Origin of the sequence: Algoriphagus sp. oki45 (assembly GCF_036245605.1) — a bacterium.
Lineage (GTDB): Bacteria > Bacteroidota > Bacteroidia > Cytophagales > Cyclobacteriaceae > Algoriphagus.
The window spans coordinates 1007501-1026088 of sequence record NZ_BTPC01000001.1; the positions used below are offsets into that span (position 1 = coordinate 1007501).

An 18588-nucleotide genomic window follows, 5' to 3' on the forward strand; every position below is an offset into this window, starting at 1 on the left:
ATATTTTTTTTATCAAAGACCCTGAAGAATTCAGGATGAAATGGATGATTTGAAGGATGAAATATTGGAGTGATTTCTCCTTTTAGTAAAGAGATGGGAACTGAAACCAAATTCCTTAGAGGCATGGTTTCTTTTAGTACCAAGGAAGAGTCTTCCGAATATCCGAATGGCTGAAATCCCCTCCATCACAAAAGTCAATGCGGCAAGTGAGGCCAAAAGGTATTGGTCCGCATGAATATGGCTAAAGAGAAGGTCTTCTCCGATGAAGGTTGGAGAAATCGGAAAGCCCATCAACCCAAGCACACTCAGAAGGAAAGCGAATGCTAACCCGGGAAATTTTCTCACGTAACCTTGGTACTCAAATAGCCCTGACTGTCCTAGATTTTTCTTCATCCAGGAGATGACTACCAATCCAGAAAATCCGAAGACCACTACCCCGCTTAGGTACACGATGATCTCCTTTGGAGAAAAATTTTCATTTTCTGCTATAGCCAAAACCATCCAGAAATGATTCATAATCAGCATCATCCAGCTCAGCCTGGCTGATTTTCGTTCTGAAAAGGATTTCAACACCATCAAAAAAGCGATGAACCCAAAAACCGAGGGAAGGACAGCGTGAAGGGAGGGAGGTAATTTAAACCCCAAAACCAGCAGTCCAAACCCAAGTAAATAGCTTGGTACAAAGTAGAATAAGACTGTCCGATAGCTTAGGAAATCCAATTTGTGCCCAAGCTTTTTCATGGGATTGAACAAAATCCGGTTGACCAATCGATCCAAATTCCACTCCTTCAGGCTCCAGACATAAAAGGAAACTTTGATCTTTTGCAGCCAAACAGACGATGAAGGTTGGCTTTTAGGCTCAAATCCGTAAAACTGCTCCCTGATCAAATAACTCACGATAGAAGGAGAAACCAACAACTGATAGGTCCTCAGAAATGCATTTCCGCAAAAGTGAATCAAGGCCAACACCTCAAATCCGGCAGCTACCTCTATGAACATAATCCCGATTTGAGAAAGGGAAGCATAGCCAATTTGAGTTTTTACAGAAGTCTGAACTCTTGCAATCAAATTGGACACTACTGCCGTAATCAATCCCACCAAACCGATAAGGATCCGGACTGCGTATTGATTTTCCCAAAAGGGATAGGTTCTAAGAAGCAAAAACACGCCAAGATGCACAGACAGAGACCCATAGAAGATCGCTGAAGAAGGTGTGGGACCCTCCATAGCTCTTGGAAGCCAAGAAGAGAATGGAAACTGAGCTGATTTTGCAGCGGCAGCCAAAAGCAGCATCATCGCTATAAAAAAGCCAATTCCGCTATTTCCTGAAAGGCTTTCTGAGACCAACTCAGCATTGGAAAGCTTGAGAAAAGTGATATTCTCATTCCACAAATGATGGCTGGCCCACATGGCCAAGATCAACCCCACATCTCCGATTCGATAGATGGAAAAGACCTTGATGGAATTACGGGTAGGGAGGAGGTTTTCCCGATAAAAGGCCACCAATAGAAAAGAGGCCAGCCCTAAAATCTCCCAACCAATAAACAGAGTCTCAAAATTTCCGGCCAGGACAGTAATGTTAAATCCTAAGTAGAAAAAGAGCACCGTGTTGAAAAACCGCTTATATCCTCTCTCCCGATGTAGGTAGTAGCGGCTGTAGAAGGTAATCAGAAAGGTCAGCATAGACCCAATGACTACATAGACAGCCCCTACCCTATCAAAGAAGAAATCCACCAAAAACTCAAAATGCGAAGTCTTGAGCAAAACAAATTCCCGAAGATTCAAAGCCTGATAACCATCCCAGGCCCAGAAAACCAGAAATAAACATACGCTGAACAAGTTCAGCCCAGCGGTGTAAAAGGCTACTTTGGAAAGAAGGTTCTCTTTTTCCTCAGGCACTAACACACTGATTACAAAGCCCACTAAAGGAATACCGATCATGAGCTGTATCCAAGCTGATAATTCCATCACAATGAGTCGATTAAGTATACAGGAAGGTTTTCTTTAGATAGAAGTAACTTGTCTTGGAGATGCTCTATATGATCTACATGGGATAGTGGCACATAGACCTCAAATCCCTCCTCTCTGAATCTCAAAAAAGAGCCATCTTCAGGATCTATGACTACCAAGTGCAACCAGGAATTCGAAATCCATTCATAAGTAGCCGGATTGGATCGGATGACCTGAAGGACCACTTCAGGATACTGCTCCACCACAAGCAATAGGCGGATGGGATCATGGATTTCTACCATTTGATAAGGCAAGCCTGTTCTGAGATCTCCGTCCGCCCCGTTGGCCACACCAATCAGGCCCATGACATTGTGAGGAAGCTTTGTCCCTGCGCCAAGATTATCCGGGTCCATTCGAGAGAAGTAGTACTCCAAATTGATTCCTCCACAGACTGGGGCAGCAGCTCCGAGGATTTTTGCCAGTGCTTTACCTTCCGGGTCTTTTCGATAATCGTAAGAATTCAAAAAGGCTCTCCGGTCAAAAAACAACCCCTTGATTGTGGACTTTCTGGACACAATACAAAGCGCATTGGTTGCGTGATTGTATTCCGGCCTAGGTTCAAAAAGAGAAAAAGCCCGCTTTTTTACTGCTTCATGAAGTCTTCCCAGAGACTTTCCCTTTTCCAGCGTATCAAACCTTCTGGATCTCTCCAACGCGTTGATTTCGAGAGCTCGGGCAAATTTCTTTTTGTTTTCTTCATGCTTGCGGAGATTCTGCGGATTTAGGAATTCTACGTCGTAGTAATCGATTTCGTCCTTGGTGGTATCATGAAGTCCCCCAACAAATTGGGTAGATTCAGGTATCCAAATCCCTCTTTGCTCAAGCAGAAGTCTGACTTCAGGATGATTGGCCATGGCCGCTGCTACCCGGGCATTGACCGAGCCAGGACGTCCACAACAGGCCCCACAATCATACCCTGCATAATGGGTATTGTTGATACTGGATGCCCCGTGACCGATCAGGTAGACAAGAGTGGAAAATCGATCCAAAAGACCAATGCTTCTTAGCAATCCTTCCACTCGGTCCGCCATTTCCTCCACCTTAAACCCTACCTGAAGCCCATTTTCCTCCAACCCTTGATATTCAATGGTAAGGCTTCCCTTGGGATCCATGTGCTTGAAAGAAGAAACCTCCAAAGCCGAACTGGAAGGTGTAAGAATATTTCCAACCAATCGAAGTGCAGACCAGAAGCCCAAGGTTTGGGCATTGACCCAACCACGGATTAGTGAGTGACTGTTTTGATTGAAATGGGCATCCTTTGCCAACTTTTTATGGTTGGCAGTCTCCTTGATCAGGTATTTGGGGGTGACAGGTGCTGGGCAGGATTTGGTGTGAAACTTGCCGAATTCGGGCTGAAAGTAAAACTCAACATTGAAGAAGCCAGGAGTTCCATAAGTAGCACAAGAAGGATCTATATACTCCAAATGCCTTCTGGTGGAACATTCCCGGTCATCGATACAAAACATCGCCTGAAAGCTTGGAACCTCCGGCGTAACCGGCTCTATTTTCACAGCAGCTATTCCCGCCAAAACCTCATCGTAATAGCTCCATTCAAAGGCCTCCTGCCAGCATTGCAAAGCCAAATCCACTTCTTCAAAAGGCGTAGTTTCAAAAAAACTTGCTGTGGATAGAGGAAATTTCAACCCGATAGGTGCCCAGTTTTCACCATACTTTTGATCCAAAGCATCGATCTCTAGAAGGCATTCAAACTTGATCATGTCTTCCAGGGAAATGCTCCTTGAATCCAAAAGGCTTTCGGGTTGATTTTCCAAAACTGCAACCATCCCAGACCAGCCCGGATGAGCAAACTGCTGATCAAACATATACCAGCCATAAGCCTCCGGTCTTTCTACCAAAATCTCAAGAAGGTCTTCCAATATTAGATCTTCCTTGTGCAAGAGAAGCTTGGCTCGCTGCGACTTCAGCAAAGAAGAGGCGCTACTTCTCTCCATCCATCGGATAGAATCCAAAAAGCCACCTGATTGGACAGGAAAGGACCAAATTGAAATCCCCTGATCCAGATAAGCAGAGAGGATTCTAAACAAAAAAGGATGGGTGATTTTATCAAGATTAAAGTGATACTCACTTTTCCAAAGTCCACGCAAACGGCCAATTTTTGGAATTCCGTTTTCCTCAAAATTTTGATCCAGTAGTTTGACCGCCCATTCTTGAGAATGAATCGGTCCGAAATGATCTTCCAAAACCTTTTTGAGGATTTCCCCTTTGATTTTTCCCTCCCGGTACATCTTCCGGTAGTCTTCGATTGGGAGATATCCCCGATATCCTAATTGGATTTTTGCCTGCTTTAGTCCCTGATTGAAAGGAAGGTTTTGGAAAGCATGCAGGGTATTATGATGGACAAAGTCCTTGAGCGGAGCCTGCGCAGGAAGAAAATGCTTCAATTCTTCCAAAAGCACACCCATTCCCAAGACTTCGCCTTGTTTGAAATGGTTCATGGTAAATTAGCTGAGTGAATAGAGTATTCCCGGTTTTCGGGAAGGATTTTGTCCAATAAGGACAGAATACAACGGTGCCTAAATGGCAAAAATCAACTCAGCGCTATCTTCCAGGAATGATAAAAATCGTATAAATGAAGGCTGCCTTTTCCAGGCCTTTCTTCAGTAAAATCGTTGGATCTCCCAGAAAGCTTTACTATCTGAAAATGAATATAAAGACCCTGAAAGTTTTCAATTGGTCCCTCCTCCTCGCTTTCTTCTTTTTCTTCTCCAGAATTTTCACAAAACCCAAATAGATTATGTAATTGGTCATTTTCCTCAAGGTATAGCTGCTCCTGATGGGACTGATCTTCTTGATGGGAAATTACTTGTGAATCAATGGCTAGTACATCTCCCAGAGGGTTTTGAAAGACCAAAACCCAACGCAGAAGAAGGAAAAATGTGGAAAGGAAGGAAACCATCAAATTCAATTCACGAGGTAAAATTAAAGAAAATTGAATCCGAAATATTTTTTATTGAATTTATTTATGTTAAAAATTAAAAAATTTTATGAAAATGAAATTTCTTATCTAGCCACCAAATGGAAAGTCAGCATTGAAAGTGAGTTAGAGGAAAATGGACCCCATTTTTTTAGAAACAAAAAAACCTCGGGAATCCGAGGTTTTGGGGGTGATTGGAACAACTTTTCTCCTTTTCTAGAAGGACTCAATCAGAACCTATTTCAGAAAGGAAAGTTTCAACAGCCAAATAAAATTTCGATTTTAAAAATCAATTTACTCGGCATGCATACAAATTTAGGGTGAAAATATGATGCAACCTACTCAGAATCGACTATTTGACATTTATCAAACCAAGTTATTTCGCAATCAATTCTTGATTTCAATATTTCCACTGGATACCTGACCAAACACGGTATATGGAGAACCATGATCTATAAGCAAAGAACCTGATGATCCTCTATTGCCCACTTCCACTTTTCCACTACCTGCTTTTAAATCAAAATTAAACGCATTCAAATCAGAAAAAGTCTGAATCCTGAAATTACCGGATGAGCCTGAAAGATAAGTCTTGGGCCCCAAGCCGACCCTTTGGGCATCTACAGTTCCTGAACTTATTTTGATAGTCTGAAGCTCCTGCACTCCATCCATATGTACCCTTCCTGAACTCATCTCAGCATTAACACTTCCTTCTATATTTGATAGGTCGATTTTTCCACTGGAAGCCACTAATTCCACATTTCCTTCCATATTTTGGATTTTCAATTCTCCCGAACAGGCAGAACCCTGAAGATTTCCTGCTATTGAATTTGCTGAAAATGATCCAGAACCAACTTCCGTGTGGATTTCTGAAGACAGAATATCAGCTAGTTCTATTTTTCCAGACCCTATAGAAACTTCCAATACCGGGTGATCAATACCCAAAACTTTGATTTCTCCGGAGCCTCCTTTGATCTGCAGCTTCATGTTTTTTGGACCTGTGAGATAGAGATAGCCCCGGTTTCTTCCTGTTCCAAAGCCGGATTTTTGATCCAGTTCGATCCTTAGTCGATCTCCTTCTGTGGTATAGTCTATTTTGAATCTATCTCCCCGAGAAGACTCCAACTGTCCGATTAGCTTAACTTCCTGCATTCCTTCGATTCCCTGATAGTTTACTTCCAGAAATCCGGATTCGATTTCAATCACTTGAATTCCTGCAAACTCCTCATCCACTCGCTGGACTACATCCATGTCTTCAAAACAAGAGGTTAATAGAAACAAAGAAGCTGCCGTCAAGGCCCAACCTGCCAAGGTTTTTACTTGTGTTTTCATTTTAGTGTGGGTAAATAATTTTTGGTTTAGTATTTTTCATCAAAAGGAATTTCATCCTCCTTTTCTCAAGACAATCCAAAAGGCATTTACCCCTACTCTTTTCGAAAAAATGATTGCAAAGACTCCTTCTCCTCCCTATTTCGCAGTGATATTTACCAGTTTAAGAACGGAGATAGATGAAAATTACCAGGAAATGGCCACTTGGATGGTTCAGCTAGCCGAGGATCAGGAGGGATATTTGGGCCACGAAAGTGCCCGGGAAGTAGTCGGTATCACGGTCAGCTATTGGAAAGATCTGGAATCGATCCGAAAGTGGAAAGCGCATTCAGACCACCTTCTCGCCCAGAAACTAGGAAGAGAAAAGTGGTACAGCGGATACAAGACCCGAATCGCGAGAGTGGAAAGAGACTATGAGTTTGAAAAGTAGATCGTTCTACTTCTTTTCGATTTCAGCCTTCAGCTGCTTGACCCGGTCTTTGATTTGAATTTCGGAGATATCCAATTGAATGGAAGTGGCTTTCAAAAAGTCATTGACCGCTCCTGAATGGTCGGTACTTTTCCCTTCAGCCAAAGTTACGTAGCGCATAGTGGACCAAAGCACGGTCTTCAACTGGGTCTTGGAGTCGTCAGTCATGTAGTACTCCACCAAAATGGTGTTGTGATTGTACCACAAAATCCGGCTCATGATCCTCACCCACTCTCCCACCATAGCGGGTCTCACATAGCTGATGTTATGGTTATACACCACCCAGGCTGCTTTATAAACGCGGATCAGATCAATAATCTCCAATCCGTATAATTTGGGAACCTGATCTTCTCTGGCGTTGAAAAAGTAATCGAAATACTTCGCGTTATTCAGATGCCGCAGGGGGTCACAATCCTGAAATCGAATGACGACCCGGCTTTCAGTTTCCTTGGGATAGTGCTTTTCTGGATTAAATACAAACATGATCAGATGTCTTGACTGTTGATGATTTTCACTCCTGCCTTTTGGAGTTCTTCTTTGGCTTTTTCCCCGTCTTCAGGCTGCAAATTCACGGGCCGGGTAGCATCTTGGATCAAAAAGGTCTCAAAACCCAGATCATTTGAATCCAAAGCGGTAAACTTCACACAATAATCCAAAGCAAGGCCACAAACATATACTTTTTGTACCCCTTTCTCTTTCAGATAGCTCCCAAGTCCGGTGTCACCTCTTCGGGCATTGTCAAAGAAACCCGAGTAAGAATCCACCAACTTGTTTTTCCCTTTTTGGAATACAGCCTCCCATTTTTCTTGAGATAAATCCGGGTGAAAATCTGCCCCATTGGTCCCCTGAACACAATGATCTGACCAAAGAACCTGGTCTAAGCCTCCCAATTTGACAATCTCTCCAGGATTCTTCCCTTCGTATTCTGAAGCAAAACTGCCATGATCTGCGGGGTGAAAATCCTGTGTGGCTATCACCCGGTCAAACTTTTCCTGAAGTCGATTGATCAGCGGCACAATTTCATCTCCCCCTGATACTTCCAAGGCACCTCCGGGAATGAAATCATTCTGCACATCTACGATCAAAAGTACTTCGTCTTTATTCTTGCTCATTCTTTTCATTTTCAAAATTCTGCGACTTCAAGACCAGTTCCATGCGGAGGTGATGGAGATTTTCCTCCAAACCAACAGGATAGAGATGAGGATTGACCAATCGCTTATGCGTTTTGTCTAGAAATTCCAGCTGATGGGCTGCCCGTTCCCTGATTTTTTCCAAACTTGGAATAGTATAAATCAACTTTCCTTCTTTGAAAATCGGCTTCAACAATACCTCTTCAGAGTAAAAAGCCGGCATAAGCCTTTTTCTGCGCGTTGGATCAATCGGATCAATGATCACCACTCCTCGGGGATTGACTTCCTGCTCCTCGAGATAGATCATATCAGCTACTGCCTTGTCTTTACTGTAGTACCTCTTGACGTTATGAAGGCCGGGGATATTGATCTTCATGGACTGCTGGGAAACTTTGACTTTGGGCACCCATTTCCCTTTTTCATCTTTAATTGCTGACAGTTTATATACTGCACCGAGCGCAGGTTGGTCGTATGCCGTCACCAGCTTGGTGCCTACTCCCCAAACATCGATGGCTGCCTCTTGGGTTTTCAGAGAAGTGATGATTTGCTCATCCAAATCATTGGAAGCCACAATTTTTGCTTCGGGGAAGCCTGCTTCATCCAGCATTTGTCTTGCCTGAATAGAGAAATAGGCCAAATCCCCAGAGTCAATCCGAATCCCCACCATTTCCTTTCCTTTTTCCCTTAGGATTTTCCCAACCTTGATGGCATTCTTGATTCCTTGAATGGTATCGTAGGTATCCACCAAAAACACGCATTTTTCGGGAAAGGCTTCTGCATAAGCCTCAAATGCCTCCAATTCTGTCTCAAAAGACATAATCCAACTGTGCGCATGCGTGCCGGAAACGGGAATTCCAAATAGCTTCCCTGCCATGACATTGCTGGTCGAAGTGCAGCCTCCTATATAAGCTGCCCGACTGGCAGCCAAGGCTCCGTCGATTCCCTGTGCTCTTCTCAGGCCAAACTCCAAAACCGGAGCACCATTAGCCGCAACATTGATTCTTGCAGCTTTTGTAGCGATCAGAGTCTGGAAATTGATGATGTTTAGAAGTGGAGTCTCCAAAAGCTGGCATTGGATCAAAGGACCTCTCACACGAATTAAAGGAGCATTGGGAAATACCACGGTTCCTTCCTCCACCGCATCGATATCGCAGGAAAATTTTAGGTTTTTCAGGTAATCCAAAAAACCCACTTCGAAAACCGGGCTTCCATCCTGATTTTTCATCTGAGCCAAATAATCCAAGTCAGTGCCGGAAAAGCGGAAGTTTTTGCAGTAATCAATCACATAATCCAAGCCTGCAGCCAAAGAAAATCCACCTTGGAAAGGATGCTTGCGGAAGAAAAGATTGAAAACCGCCTCCTGCTCACCTTTTCCTGCTTTCCAGTAGGCGTAAGCCATGGTGAGCTGGTAAAAATCGGTAAGCAATACCAGATTGCTTTGATAGAGATCCTTGGTTATTTTCATGAATTTCGAAACTTTCTTTTCAGTCTAGTGTCAGGGAATCCTTTCAAAGGTACATTCAAAGCACTTTCCCACCAAGAATGTTAAGGGAATGAAAAGATTTGAAAAATAGTTGGATATTGAGATTACATTTTTCCCATCACCATCGACCAAGTAATGATTAGCCGATGAAGCTAAACCGAAATTTAACCGATCAGGAACTCCTGGAGCAGATCAGATCCAAATCTAATCCCAATCAGGCGATCAGTCAGCTTTATGAGCAGCATTATGGAGTGCTGGAGAATTACATTCTACGAAACTCAGGCAACCAAGACGATGCTGCAGACCTGATTCAGGAGGTAATGTTGGTTTTCGTCAGACTGGTCACTCAAGGAAAATTCAGGGGAGAGGCATCCATTAAGTCCTTTCTCTACAGCATCTGCAAGAATCTTTGGATTTCGGAATTGAGAAAAAGAAAAAGCATGAGTGCCAGAAACGAACGATACGAAATGGAAAAAGATGAAATGGACTTGGACATTTCGGAGGAAATCAGCCGAAATGAAAATCTCCGCTTTGTGATGGACCTTTTTGAGAAGTTGGGAGAAAAATGCAAGCAGGTGCTCACACTCTTCTATTTCGAAGAATTGCCAATGAAAGAAATCTGTGAAAAACTGGAGTTCAGTTCGGAGCAGGTCTTGAGAAACAAAAAATACAAATGTCTCCAAAGCCTGACCGATCAGGTAAAATCCTCCCCTTCCCTACAAACCCATCTACAAAAAGCACTACGCCATGAATAACAGATACCTTATAGAAGACCTGGAAGCCTATTTGGACGGATTGATGGAAGCAGAAAAAGCTGAGCAATTAGTTGAAGACCTCAAAGTGGATTCTGCACTGAAATTGGAACTGGAAGCCTTGAAACTCGCCCGTGAAGGTGTCCAAATGGCAGCCTGGAAAGAAATGATCCGAAAATCTCAATCTGAATTCCTGAATGAGCGTAATTCTTCTGCAATTGAGTCTGAGACCCCTACCCGCTCTATCTCCCCTTTCACCTGGGTAAGTAGAATCGCCGCATCGTTGACCTTGCTTCTCGCGGGAGTTTTTGCAGTCCTGTTTTTCAGCACCTCACCAGAAAGTATCACTTCCAAGCATTTGGATTACCAAATTCCCGTAATGAGATCCGGAGAATTTGAAATCAGTAGTTTGGAAGAAGCCTATCAAAAGAAAGATTTCGAAACAATCAATAAACTGGCCTCCGAGATTGATAGCTATGATGCCAAAGCCTATTTCATCTTATCCATGGCCTATTTGGACCAAAGTCAGCCCGAATCTGCAGAAAACTTGCTCCTTGAGATTGAGGAAAGAAATAACAGCAATCAATCCAAGGAATTTGCTGATCAGATTGATTACTATCTGGTGAAAGCGTATTTGGAGCAGAAAAAAATAAGTGATGCAAAAACGAGAATGGAAAAAATTCAAAATGATCCTCAACACACCTATTTCAAAAATTTCTCTTCTTGGGATCGACTGAAAATGACGGTTCTGGAATGGAAATATTGAGCCTAATTCGCTTCAAATCCAAGAAAACTCCCCAACCTGGGAGTTTTTTTGTTTTTTTTCTGTTGTATAGGTTACATCTATTCGATTGGCTGCGACTAAGAGAAAAACCAATAGAAAACATGAAAAACTATCTTATTCTACCCGCACTGCTCCTATTTCTTGCATTCTCTTTTTCTTCCTGCTCCGAAGATAACAATCCCGATGTGCTCGGCACCGGTGAGGTGAAAATCGGAATGGGAATCAAACTTCAGAATTCAGGTAATCCAGGAGCCAGACTGACGAATGCCGGCTTGAAAATCAACTCAGGATTCATTCAAGTCAAAGAGGTAGAGCTGGAAACCGAAGGTGTAGATGAGGCCGGAAGGGAATTTGAAAAAGAATTGGAATATAGATTTCCAGAAATCAAAAAGATCACTTTCGATGAGTTTGATTCCGGAGTGGATTTTTTTATTGCCATACCTGCCGGAAACTATGAAGAAATCGAAGTCGAATTGGACTTGATTGACAACCGAAATCAGCCTTCTCTAGAATTGAACGGCACCTTTTCCAAGCAAGATGGCAGCTCTGTTCCCTTCAAGTTTCAGGTATTTGGGGATGATGATGATGATTGGGATTTTGAAGTAGAATTGGAAGCAGAGGATGACGATGACCTTTTCTTTCTGGATGCGGTCAATAATCCTCTCGCATTATTTCAGATCAATGCTGAGGGTTGGTTTTCTGGAGTCAGCACCTCTGAGTTGGAATCAGCCGAACTAACAGATGGCGTACTTCTAATCACCAAACAAATCAATGGATCTATATTTAGAAAAGTGGAGCAGAGAATCAAAGACTCCACCGAAATTGAATTGAAAATGAATTAATCCCACTTGGACATTGGGCCTCAAAGTCCTTCCTAGACTTAGAAAAGACACCTCAAAAGGGTGTCTTTTCTCTTTAAAACAAAGGATTTAAAATATTTAAAATCAACATTTTATAACCCATAATTAATTACAAATACTCTAGATAAATTTTCTCTTGAAAATTCTTAAAAAAAAATAATACGCAGGGTTACAATTCCAACTATAGGATCGACCAAAAGGCAGATTAAATCATCAACCATTTATGAAAGCCAATCGATTAATAATTCTGCTCCTCCTCCTGGTCTTCCTGATCGGAAGCCCACAACTGGCTCATGGGCAATACAAAACCCGACTATGGAGCAGCTTCAATGTGGGAGCACCGCTGACCGACAAACTGGCCGTACGGGCCTCCTACATCAAATCCTTAAGTATAGATGAACCAAATCTGGAAACTTCATTCAACTGGTATGCTGCAGCCTTGTCCTATCGGCTTAACAAGGATTGGAGAGTGGAACTCGGTTCGGCCTGGATGGGACTTCCTAGTTCTGGAAGGACCACCCACCGATGGACTCTTGAAGGAAGTCATCGCCTTAGGCTGGACCGACGGTTTACCCTTCGAAACAGCCTCCAACTTGAAGCGCACAACGACCAAGAACCGCGCTTTGACTACCGAGTCATCATGGGGTCCAGAATCGGCCTAAGGAAAAGGCTTGACTTTCTTGGTGTGGCCCCTTCACTGAGCTATGCCCTGTTTTTCAACATCGGAGGAGACCCTATCCGATACTTTTCAGAGAGTGGAGAGGAAATCACCAGAAAAGCCTCCAATGGTCTTCATCGGGGAAGGCTGATGGCCAATTTCAATTTCAAAATCTCAAAGCCCATTCGCCTTTCCCTGTATTATATCAATCAGCATGAATTCAATCTGGTCTTTTCCGAAACGAACAAAATCAATGTCCTAAATCCCAATACAGGCCGAATCCAAAGACCATTCAATAATCAACATATCATCGGATTTACCTTGTCCTATCAAATCAAACCAATCAATGGAGATGGATTTCTCCCAATTAACTTCTAAACAATTTATACCATGAACACACGAATCAAAAAGGGAATGCTTTGCAACACCATCAATCCCGCCCGACTTATCTCTCCTGAATCACTCCCTGCAAATGTGGCCTTCCAAGCAGGAGATGTCGCCGTCTTTGAGGTCCTGGAAATAGGAAAACATACTCAACTCCAGTCCGCAGGACGAAATCTAAGCATCCTTCCCGGAGATCATCTGATGTGCGCCTTTGGCACTCGCTATGCCACTAACCAATTTGAAGGATACATCCCTACCCAGATTCAGGAAGAGTATCATTTGCTTGGAGGAGGCGGTGTAGTGGGCATTTTGGAAAGCACCCACGCAAAGTTTGAAAAAGAAGGACCTACCCGGCTTAAATTGACAGGAATTGCAACAGACTTCAAGGGGCAGATCATCAATACCATCCAAGAGCGAAAGCATGCCATAAAAAAATTCACAGGGAAAGAAGCCCAAAAGACCAAAGTAATCTTGTCTCTCGGCTCTTCTATGGATAGTGGAAAAACTACCACCGCTGCCTATTTGGGCCATGGTTTGGCAAAAAAAGGAATTACTTCTGCTTACATCAAGCTCACTGGTACTGCCTACCCCAAAGACAAAAACCTGGCCTATGATCTGGGAGCCACTGTCTCAGTTGATTTCTCAAAATATGGCTACCCATCTACCTACCTCAGTTCAGAAGCCGAAATCCTTAACCTTTATGAAACCCTTTTGGCTGAGGTAAATGCTAAAAACCCTGAGTTTGTGGTCGTGGAAATTGCCGATGGCCTGTTTCAGAGAGAAACCCGAATGCTCCTTCAAAATCCTGTATTTATGAGTACGGTTCATCAGGTTGTGTTTTCAGCTGGGGATAGCCTATCTGCAGTCCATGGGATGGAAACGCTCATCAACTGGGGGATCATGCCTTCCGCTTTATCCGGACTGTTTACTGCAAGCCCGCTCCTTATCAAAGAGGTAAAGGAATACCTCTACGAAAAACAGGAACTGCTTTTCATGCCCATCCTCAATCTGGAGCAGTTGAGCCTTGGCAAATGGCCTATGATTCAGCACAGCTCCAATTTACTTCAAGCCTAACAAACCTAAATCCCAAGTTCATGATGAATTGGATCAAAAACAAAACGCTGAGGAGACTTTGGTTTCGTAAAAACCCGCTTTTGGCGCTCCTTTGGATAGCAGGCTGGATCTCCAGCCTTAGCACCTTTCTTCTAAGCCTGATGGTCGGTTCCTTTTTCGATATCAATTATCAGGAAGGAATCAGTAAAGCTTTACTTCTTGAAAAATTCGGAATCCGGATTCAGGATATCAATCTCTTTTTTGGAATTTTCTTGACCGTGATTCTAATCAAATTCTCTTTGGATTTCTTTGAACGAAAATCCATCAACTATGCCGCAGAACGCATGGTCAGTAGGCTTACCTCTGACCTTTTTTCCAAACAGATGAATTGGTCGGATCAACTATTCTCAGAAGTACCCTTCGGCAAATACCTCCTACGCTACAGCGGGGATATGCTGGCCATTCGAAATATGCTGGTCAACGGGATCTTCAGAGGAATCAGAGATACAGTTTTCCTTCTGACCGGTTTATTGGTTTTGCTTTGGCTGAATCCCACCTGGACCTTGACCGTGATGGGTATGGCTTTGCTACTGCTTCCTGCGTTTCTTTTCTTGGATCGGAAAGAAACTCCTTTGATTCTTGAAAAAAGAAACAGCAAGAGCAACCTTCTGAATATGGTGACTGAAAGCTTTGGCAGACACGCCCTTATCCGCGAAAACAACCTCATCGATCATACCATCCGAAGGTTCAAGAGAAAAAAGTCGAGAGTCTTGACCGCCAATCTTCAATACAGAAAATCCGAATCCCTAAGACAGAGTCTGATTACCATACTCAGTCCTCTGCTGATTTTCTCCCTGCTTTTGCTCATCTATTTCTCTGCCGGGACGAGTACCCCTGGAGAATTACTGGCCTTTCTGCTTGTACTTTCTGCTTTGACTCCGGCCATCAGAAATGTAATCAAAGCGCCAAACACGATCGAAAAAGGAATGCTTTCCCTCGATAAGGTGGAGATTTTACTAACAAGAAAAGAGCTAAAGAGGCGAAAATCTATTTCCGAAACAGTACTACTACCCCTGCCAAAAGAAGCATAAGCCCTAAGCTTATAACCAAAGCAATTTGCCATAAGGCCCATTCCCCATCAGATCCAGAGTCAGGAAGTCCAACCACACGGAAATTGGCCCAATAAAAAGGATGATGAAACTGGGCCATTTTGGGATCCGAGATCAAGTCCATCTTGGCCAGTCGAAGAGAATTGGAATAGCTCTCTCCTCTATCCAAGTAGCGATAAAATCGCTTAGCGATAAAGGCTGCCACCTGATCCTCACTGATCCACTGAGAAAAAACCAATTGATCCACCCCTGCAATGGATAGGCTTCGGGCCAAACTGATGATTCCTTCACTTTTACTCAATACTCCCGCCCCAGTCTCGCAAGCACTCAAATAAACCAAGCGGGTATTTTGGAGATCCTGAAAAGCCAACTCAGGTGCAAATACCCGAAACTCTTCCTCTTCGGGATAAAAGGCGATAAAGGCCTCATTGGGATCCTCCGCAGAGGCTACTGCATGGGTAGCCAAATGCAAAATCCCCGCCTGATGTGCACGACTGAGGAAAGCCTCTCTGCTCGCGTCTTTCCCGATCAGGACCTGACCTTTTCTATCCTCTACCTCAGTGTAAGACATAGGAAGTCGGGCAAAACCACTCGAATTGGTCTCTACCTCCTCCCCCAAAAATGGAGCAAATGCGAGAAAACTACTTTGCTTTTTCGCCTTTGAAGCTTCCAAAATGGCCCAGGAAGAATATTGATAGGTGACTGGAAGTACTTCCAAAAGAAGCTTTTCCCCTTCAAAAGGCATGAGTTCAAAAGGAACGGAATTTAAAATATCATGAGGAACAATGAGCAATTCATCACCTCTTTTTAAGGTCCTTTGAAAATCCCCAAAAACAAGTTCAGAAAAGGCTTTGATCTCTTCAGGGGTCCCCCATCGGGAAGAACTACCAGGATTTCTGGTTCCTTTCAGCCAAATTTCCAAATTATCAAAAGGAACTTGATCGAAAGCAATAGCTTTTGCTTCGAAAGAATTCTCTGAAATGACAAAAACAAAAAGATGAGCCTCACTCAAGAAAAAGGACATCAGCGAAAGATCTGATCCCAAACTCTCCTGAATTGCTTCCAAATCAATTTCCCGGTTTTTCTGCTCTGTAAAACCATCGATTTTTCTGAAATCCTCCCTGATTCTTGAAAGTCTGACCTGCAGGTCTGCCAACTCCGCTTCTACATCCTGAATTTGATCTTCCGAGCTGGCATTAAGTTGCTGCTGATAGGTCCGAGAGATCGCATAGAGAATATTTCTTTCCTCCTGAATCAACGATTTCGGGATTTGGGATTTGCGCTTTTTTGCTTCCTGATTTCTTCCGATTTTCAAAGCCTCCGCCTTACTTCGTTCCGAAAGAGAGAAAATCCTCTTCATCGTTATTTCCTTTTCCTGAGGTGAGGAGAGAAAAAACAGGCCATCCAAATAGGATTTGTATCCTTCCAAAACCCTATCCCCTAAAAACACCCGCGCCTCATCGTTGTCGTAATTGGCCGAGATAAAACTGGAAAGACGGAAAGCAGACTCCCAAGTATCCACTCCCAGTTCAAACCATTGCTTGTTCTTTTCTTTTCGATAAAGTTTCCATGCAGCCTCCGCCTTTTTGGTCAAAACCTCAAAGAGGGAGAGAAATGAAATCCCAAAGGGAAATTCCTTTGGACTTTCCATAAATCCCGAAGAGGAAAAAGCAGGTAAAAGCTGCTCTATGGCCTGCTGATATAAACCCAAAGCTTCTTTTTCATTTTGCCTCAATACTTCCAAGTCCCCCGAGATGGTGTAAAAGATGGCCTTTTGGAGAATTTTTCTATTTGTAAAATCATCCGTAATGAGTTTTTCAGCTGTCTCCAAAGTTTGTTCCAGTGAATCGAGCTTATTGACCTGCAGCCATGCTTTAGCTTTGAGATTCAGGTACGAAAGAGACCGATTTCCAAAACCCTCATTTACTTGTCCGAGAACTAGTAGGGCTTCCTTTCCTTGGTTTTGTTCTATATGGGTATTGGCAAGATTGAGGAGAATCTGATCCCTATTGATCCCGAAATTCAGCAAGTCCGAATAAATGGACTGAGCTTCATCAAACCTTCCAAGTCTATACAATGCAGAAGCTTTGTTGGACAAAAAACTATACCGGGCATAGAGTTGATTGGAGTCATCAACATCGACATAGGAATTGGCCTTGGTGAAGTAGGAAATACTTCGATTGAAATTTCCCGTTTCGAAGAAGTACACTCCCAGTGCATTATAAAGGCGCTCCGGCTGTTTCCCTTGATTCAATGCTGCCTGAACCTTTTCCGCCTTCTCCAAATGGTACAGGGAACTATCAAATTGATTCAGCCCAAAATAAGACTCCCCCAAGTAGAGGTGGTGTGAATAAACCAAGGTATCCGAATGCCCAAATGCACGTGCGAGTTCTATTCCTTTGGAGTACCAGTACTTGGCTTTTTCCTGCATTCTGAGAGTTAGATAGAGATTTCCCGCCCGTTCACAGGCCAGGACAAACCCTATCGACTCCTCGGGTTCAGGAGTAATAGACAAGACCTCTTCGTACAATTCCAAAGCCTTGCGATCTTGAGCTTCGGTGGGAGCATCCAAAAAATATAATTGATCTGCCAGTTCGAGTTTTTGCCTGAACGACTGAGCATGAAGGCAGGAAAAACTTCCTACTACCAAACAGAAGATAATAAATACTTTTTTAGGAGCCATTTTCGGGGATAATCATCCCCAAATCTACTACTGCAAAGTGGCCACTATCACAATGTATGGTGGTCTTGGCTTTCGGGGAGGTCGGACTGTATTTGCTATCCGCAAATTAGGATTTTTGTCTGAAGTCCTTTCGTTGATCAAATCCCTTTTTTCCTCTATATCATCCAATACTTCCTGAGGTACATCCGCTAAGGTTTCATAATAAAAGAATCGAAGTGGAATCTGATTCAATGCCAATGCACTCAAATCATTCAACTGATAGTACAATTCCACATCCAAAATAGTCCCGTTGACTGGAGTTGATCCAAAAGTCCCATTCTCTACCGTTTTTTGAAGGTCGATAAGCCCTTTGCTGGAAATTTCAAATCCCAAATCTGCCAACAACTGTCCTGTCGGATTGTCCGCATCGAATTTACAGCTACTGTCGTCATCACTATCGTCATCATCATCGCTATCATCATCATCGCTATCGTCATCATCATCACAGGGAAGCAGCAGTCCGGGGACTCCATTGTATACCGGACTGGCAACCAACTGATTTTGATCCAAAACATAAACCCCATCCAGATAATTAACCCCTCCTATGGTCACAAATGTCTCGCAGACTTGATCGCTGCCTTCCGGTTCAAAAATGACCCTGTACTTCAGCCCAGTCTCACTCGCATTTACATTAATCTCCCCTGTATCCGAATCAATATCCAATCCATCAGGAGAGGCAGAAAAAGTTCCTTCTAGAGAATTGATTGGAGAAATCAATTGACTAGAAGCACCGTTGATGAAAAATAGGGTATCGGAGTAGGCCAATCGATTGCAGTCAAACTCCTCCAAATCATCAGGGTTAGGCTCAGAATCTACCACACAGGAAAAAGCAAGGGAAGAAATTATAGAAAACAGAAGGGAGTAAATTACAAGATTCGTTTTGCGCATCACAAGTCTTTTTTTCTTTAGTCTC

At 43.2% G+C, this 18588-nt stretch carries 17 protein-coding genes; 8 read left to right on the forward strand and 9 right to left on the reverse strand.

Features of this window, described 5'->3' with window-relative positions:
• Positions 1-30: 30 nt before the first annotated feature.
• From AAA942_RS04370 to AAA942_RS04380, 3 genes are all read right to left on the reverse strand, one after another.
• Positions 31-1968 (reverse strand): proton-conducting transporter transmembrane domain-containing protein, encoded by a 1938-nt coding sequence (locus AAA942_RS04370; RefSeq protein WP_338219015.1) that lies wholly within the window; start codon positions 1966-1968, stop codon positions 31-33.
• Positions 1968-4466: a YbcC family protein gene (locus AAA942_RS04375; RefSeq protein WP_338219016.1), complete on the reverse strand. Its 2499-nt coding sequence runs from the start codon at positions 4464-4466 to the stop codon at positions 1968-1970. The genes AAA942_RS04370 and AAA942_RS04375 overlap by 1 nt, the downstream gene beginning before the upstream one ends.
• A 92-nt stretch (positions 4467-4558) precedes the next feature.
• On the reverse strand, positions 4559-4927 hold the full coding sequence (locus AAA942_RS04380; protein ID WP_338219017.1) for a hypothetical protein: 369 nt from the start codon (positions 4925-4927) through the stop codon (positions 4559-4561).
• A gap of 33 nt (positions 4928-4960) precedes the next feature.
• Between AAA942_RS04380 and AAA942_RS04385 the strand changes: the two genes are divergently transcribed.
• Entirely contained in the window at positions 4961-5269 is a 309-nt protein-coding gene (locus AAA942_RS04385; RefSeq protein ID WP_338219018.1) for a hypothetical protein, read from the forward strand.
• A 63-nt stretch (positions 5270-5332) separates the two neighbouring features.
• Here the strand turns inward: AAA942_RS04385 and AAA942_RS04390 are convergent, their stop codons facing one another.
• Entirely contained in the window at positions 5333-6274 is a 942-nt protein-coding gene (locus tag AAA942_RS04390) for a DUF4097 family beta strand repeat-containing protein (RefSeq protein WP_338219019.1), read from the reverse strand.
• Between the two features lie 109 nt (positions 6275-6383).
• Between AAA942_RS04390 and AAA942_RS04395 the strand changes: the two genes are divergently transcribed.
• Entirely contained in the window at positions 6384-6701 is a 318-nt protein-coding gene (locus tag AAA942_RS04395) for an antibiotic biosynthesis monooxygenase family protein (RefSeq protein ID WP_338219020.1), read from the forward strand.
• Between the two features lie 6 nt (positions 6702-6707).
• Here the strand turns inward: AAA942_RS04395 and AAA942_RS04400 are convergent, their stop codons facing one another.
• The 3 genes from AAA942_RS04400 to AAA942_RS04410 are packed head-to-tail and all read right to left on the reverse strand — an operon-like array spanning position 6708 to position 9335.
• Complete coding sequence (locus tag AAA942_RS04400) at positions 6708-7223, reverse strand: acyl-CoA thioesterase (RefSeq protein ID WP_338219021.1); 516 nt, start codon at positions 7221-7223, stop codon at positions 6708-6710.
• A 2-nt stretch (positions 7224-7225) separates the two neighbouring features.
• Entirely contained in the window at positions 7226-7852 is a 627-nt protein-coding gene (gene pncA, locus AAA942_RS04405; RefSeq protein WP_338219022.1) for a bifunctional nicotinamidase/pyrazinamidase, read from the reverse strand.
• Positions 7839-9335 (reverse strand): nicotinate phosphoribosyltransferase, encoded by a 1497-nt coding sequence (locus tag AAA942_RS04410; protein ID WP_338219023.1) that lies wholly within the window; start codon positions 9333-9335, stop codon positions 7839-7841. Before AAA942_RS04410 ends, pncA begins: the two co-directional genes overlap by 14 nt.
• A 164-nt stretch (positions 9336-9499) precedes the next feature.
• Between AAA942_RS04410 and AAA942_RS04415 the strand changes: the two genes are divergently transcribed.
• From AAA942_RS04415 to AAA942_RS04440, 6 genes are all read left to right on the forward strand, one after another.
• A complete protein-coding gene (locus AAA942_RS04415) occupies positions 9500-10108 on the forward strand; it encodes an RNA polymerase sigma factor (RefSeq protein ID WP_338219024.1) in 609 nt (202 codons plus the stop codon).
• Positions 10101-10871, forward strand: a complete 771-nt coding sequence (locus AAA942_RS04420) for a hypothetical protein (RefSeq protein ID WP_338219025.1) — start codon at positions 10101-10103, stop codon at positions 10869-10871. Before AAA942_RS04415 ends, AAA942_RS04420 begins: the two co-directional genes overlap by 8 nt.
• 119 nt (positions 10872-10990) lie before the next feature.
• Positions 10991-11731: a hypothetical protein gene (locus tag AAA942_RS04425; protein ID WP_338219026.1), complete on the forward strand. Its 741-nt coding sequence runs from the start codon at positions 10991-10993 to the stop codon at positions 11729-11731.
• A gap of 241 nt (positions 11732-11972) precedes the next feature.
• Entirely contained in the window at positions 11973-12785 is an 813-nt protein-coding gene (locus AAA942_RS04430) for a DUF2490 domain-containing protein (protein WP_338219027.1), read from the forward strand.
• Between the two features lie 12 nt (positions 12786-12797).
• Complete coding sequence (locus tag AAA942_RS04435; RefSeq protein WP_338219028.1) at positions 12798-13865, forward strand: hypothetical protein; 1068 nt, start codon at positions 12798-12800, stop codon at positions 13863-13865.
• A gap of 23 nt (positions 13866-13888) precedes the next feature.
• Positions 13889-14935, forward strand: coding sequence for an ABC transporter transmembrane domain-containing protein (locus AAA942_RS04440; protein ID WP_338219029.1), 1047 nt, complete (start codon positions 13889-13891; stop codon positions 14933-14935).
• On the opposite strand, the gene AAA942_RS04445 is transcribed toward AAA942_RS04440, so the two are convergent.
• Positions 14892-17636, reverse strand: a complete 2745-nt coding sequence (locus AAA942_RS04445; protein WP_338219030.1) for a CHAT domain-containing protein — start codon at positions 17634-17636, stop codon at positions 14892-14894. The two genes, AAA942_RS04440 and AAA942_RS04445, sit on opposite strands and share 44 nt — an antisense overlap.
• 27 nt (positions 17637-17663) lie before the next feature.
• The gene (locus tag AAA942_RS04450) at positions 17664-18563 is read right to left on the reverse strand and encodes a hypothetical protein (RefSeq protein ID WP_338219031.1); all 900 of its coding nucleotides are present in this window, start codon (positions 18561-18563) and stop codon (positions 17664-17666) included.
• Positions 18564-18588 lie beyond the last annotated feature (25 nt).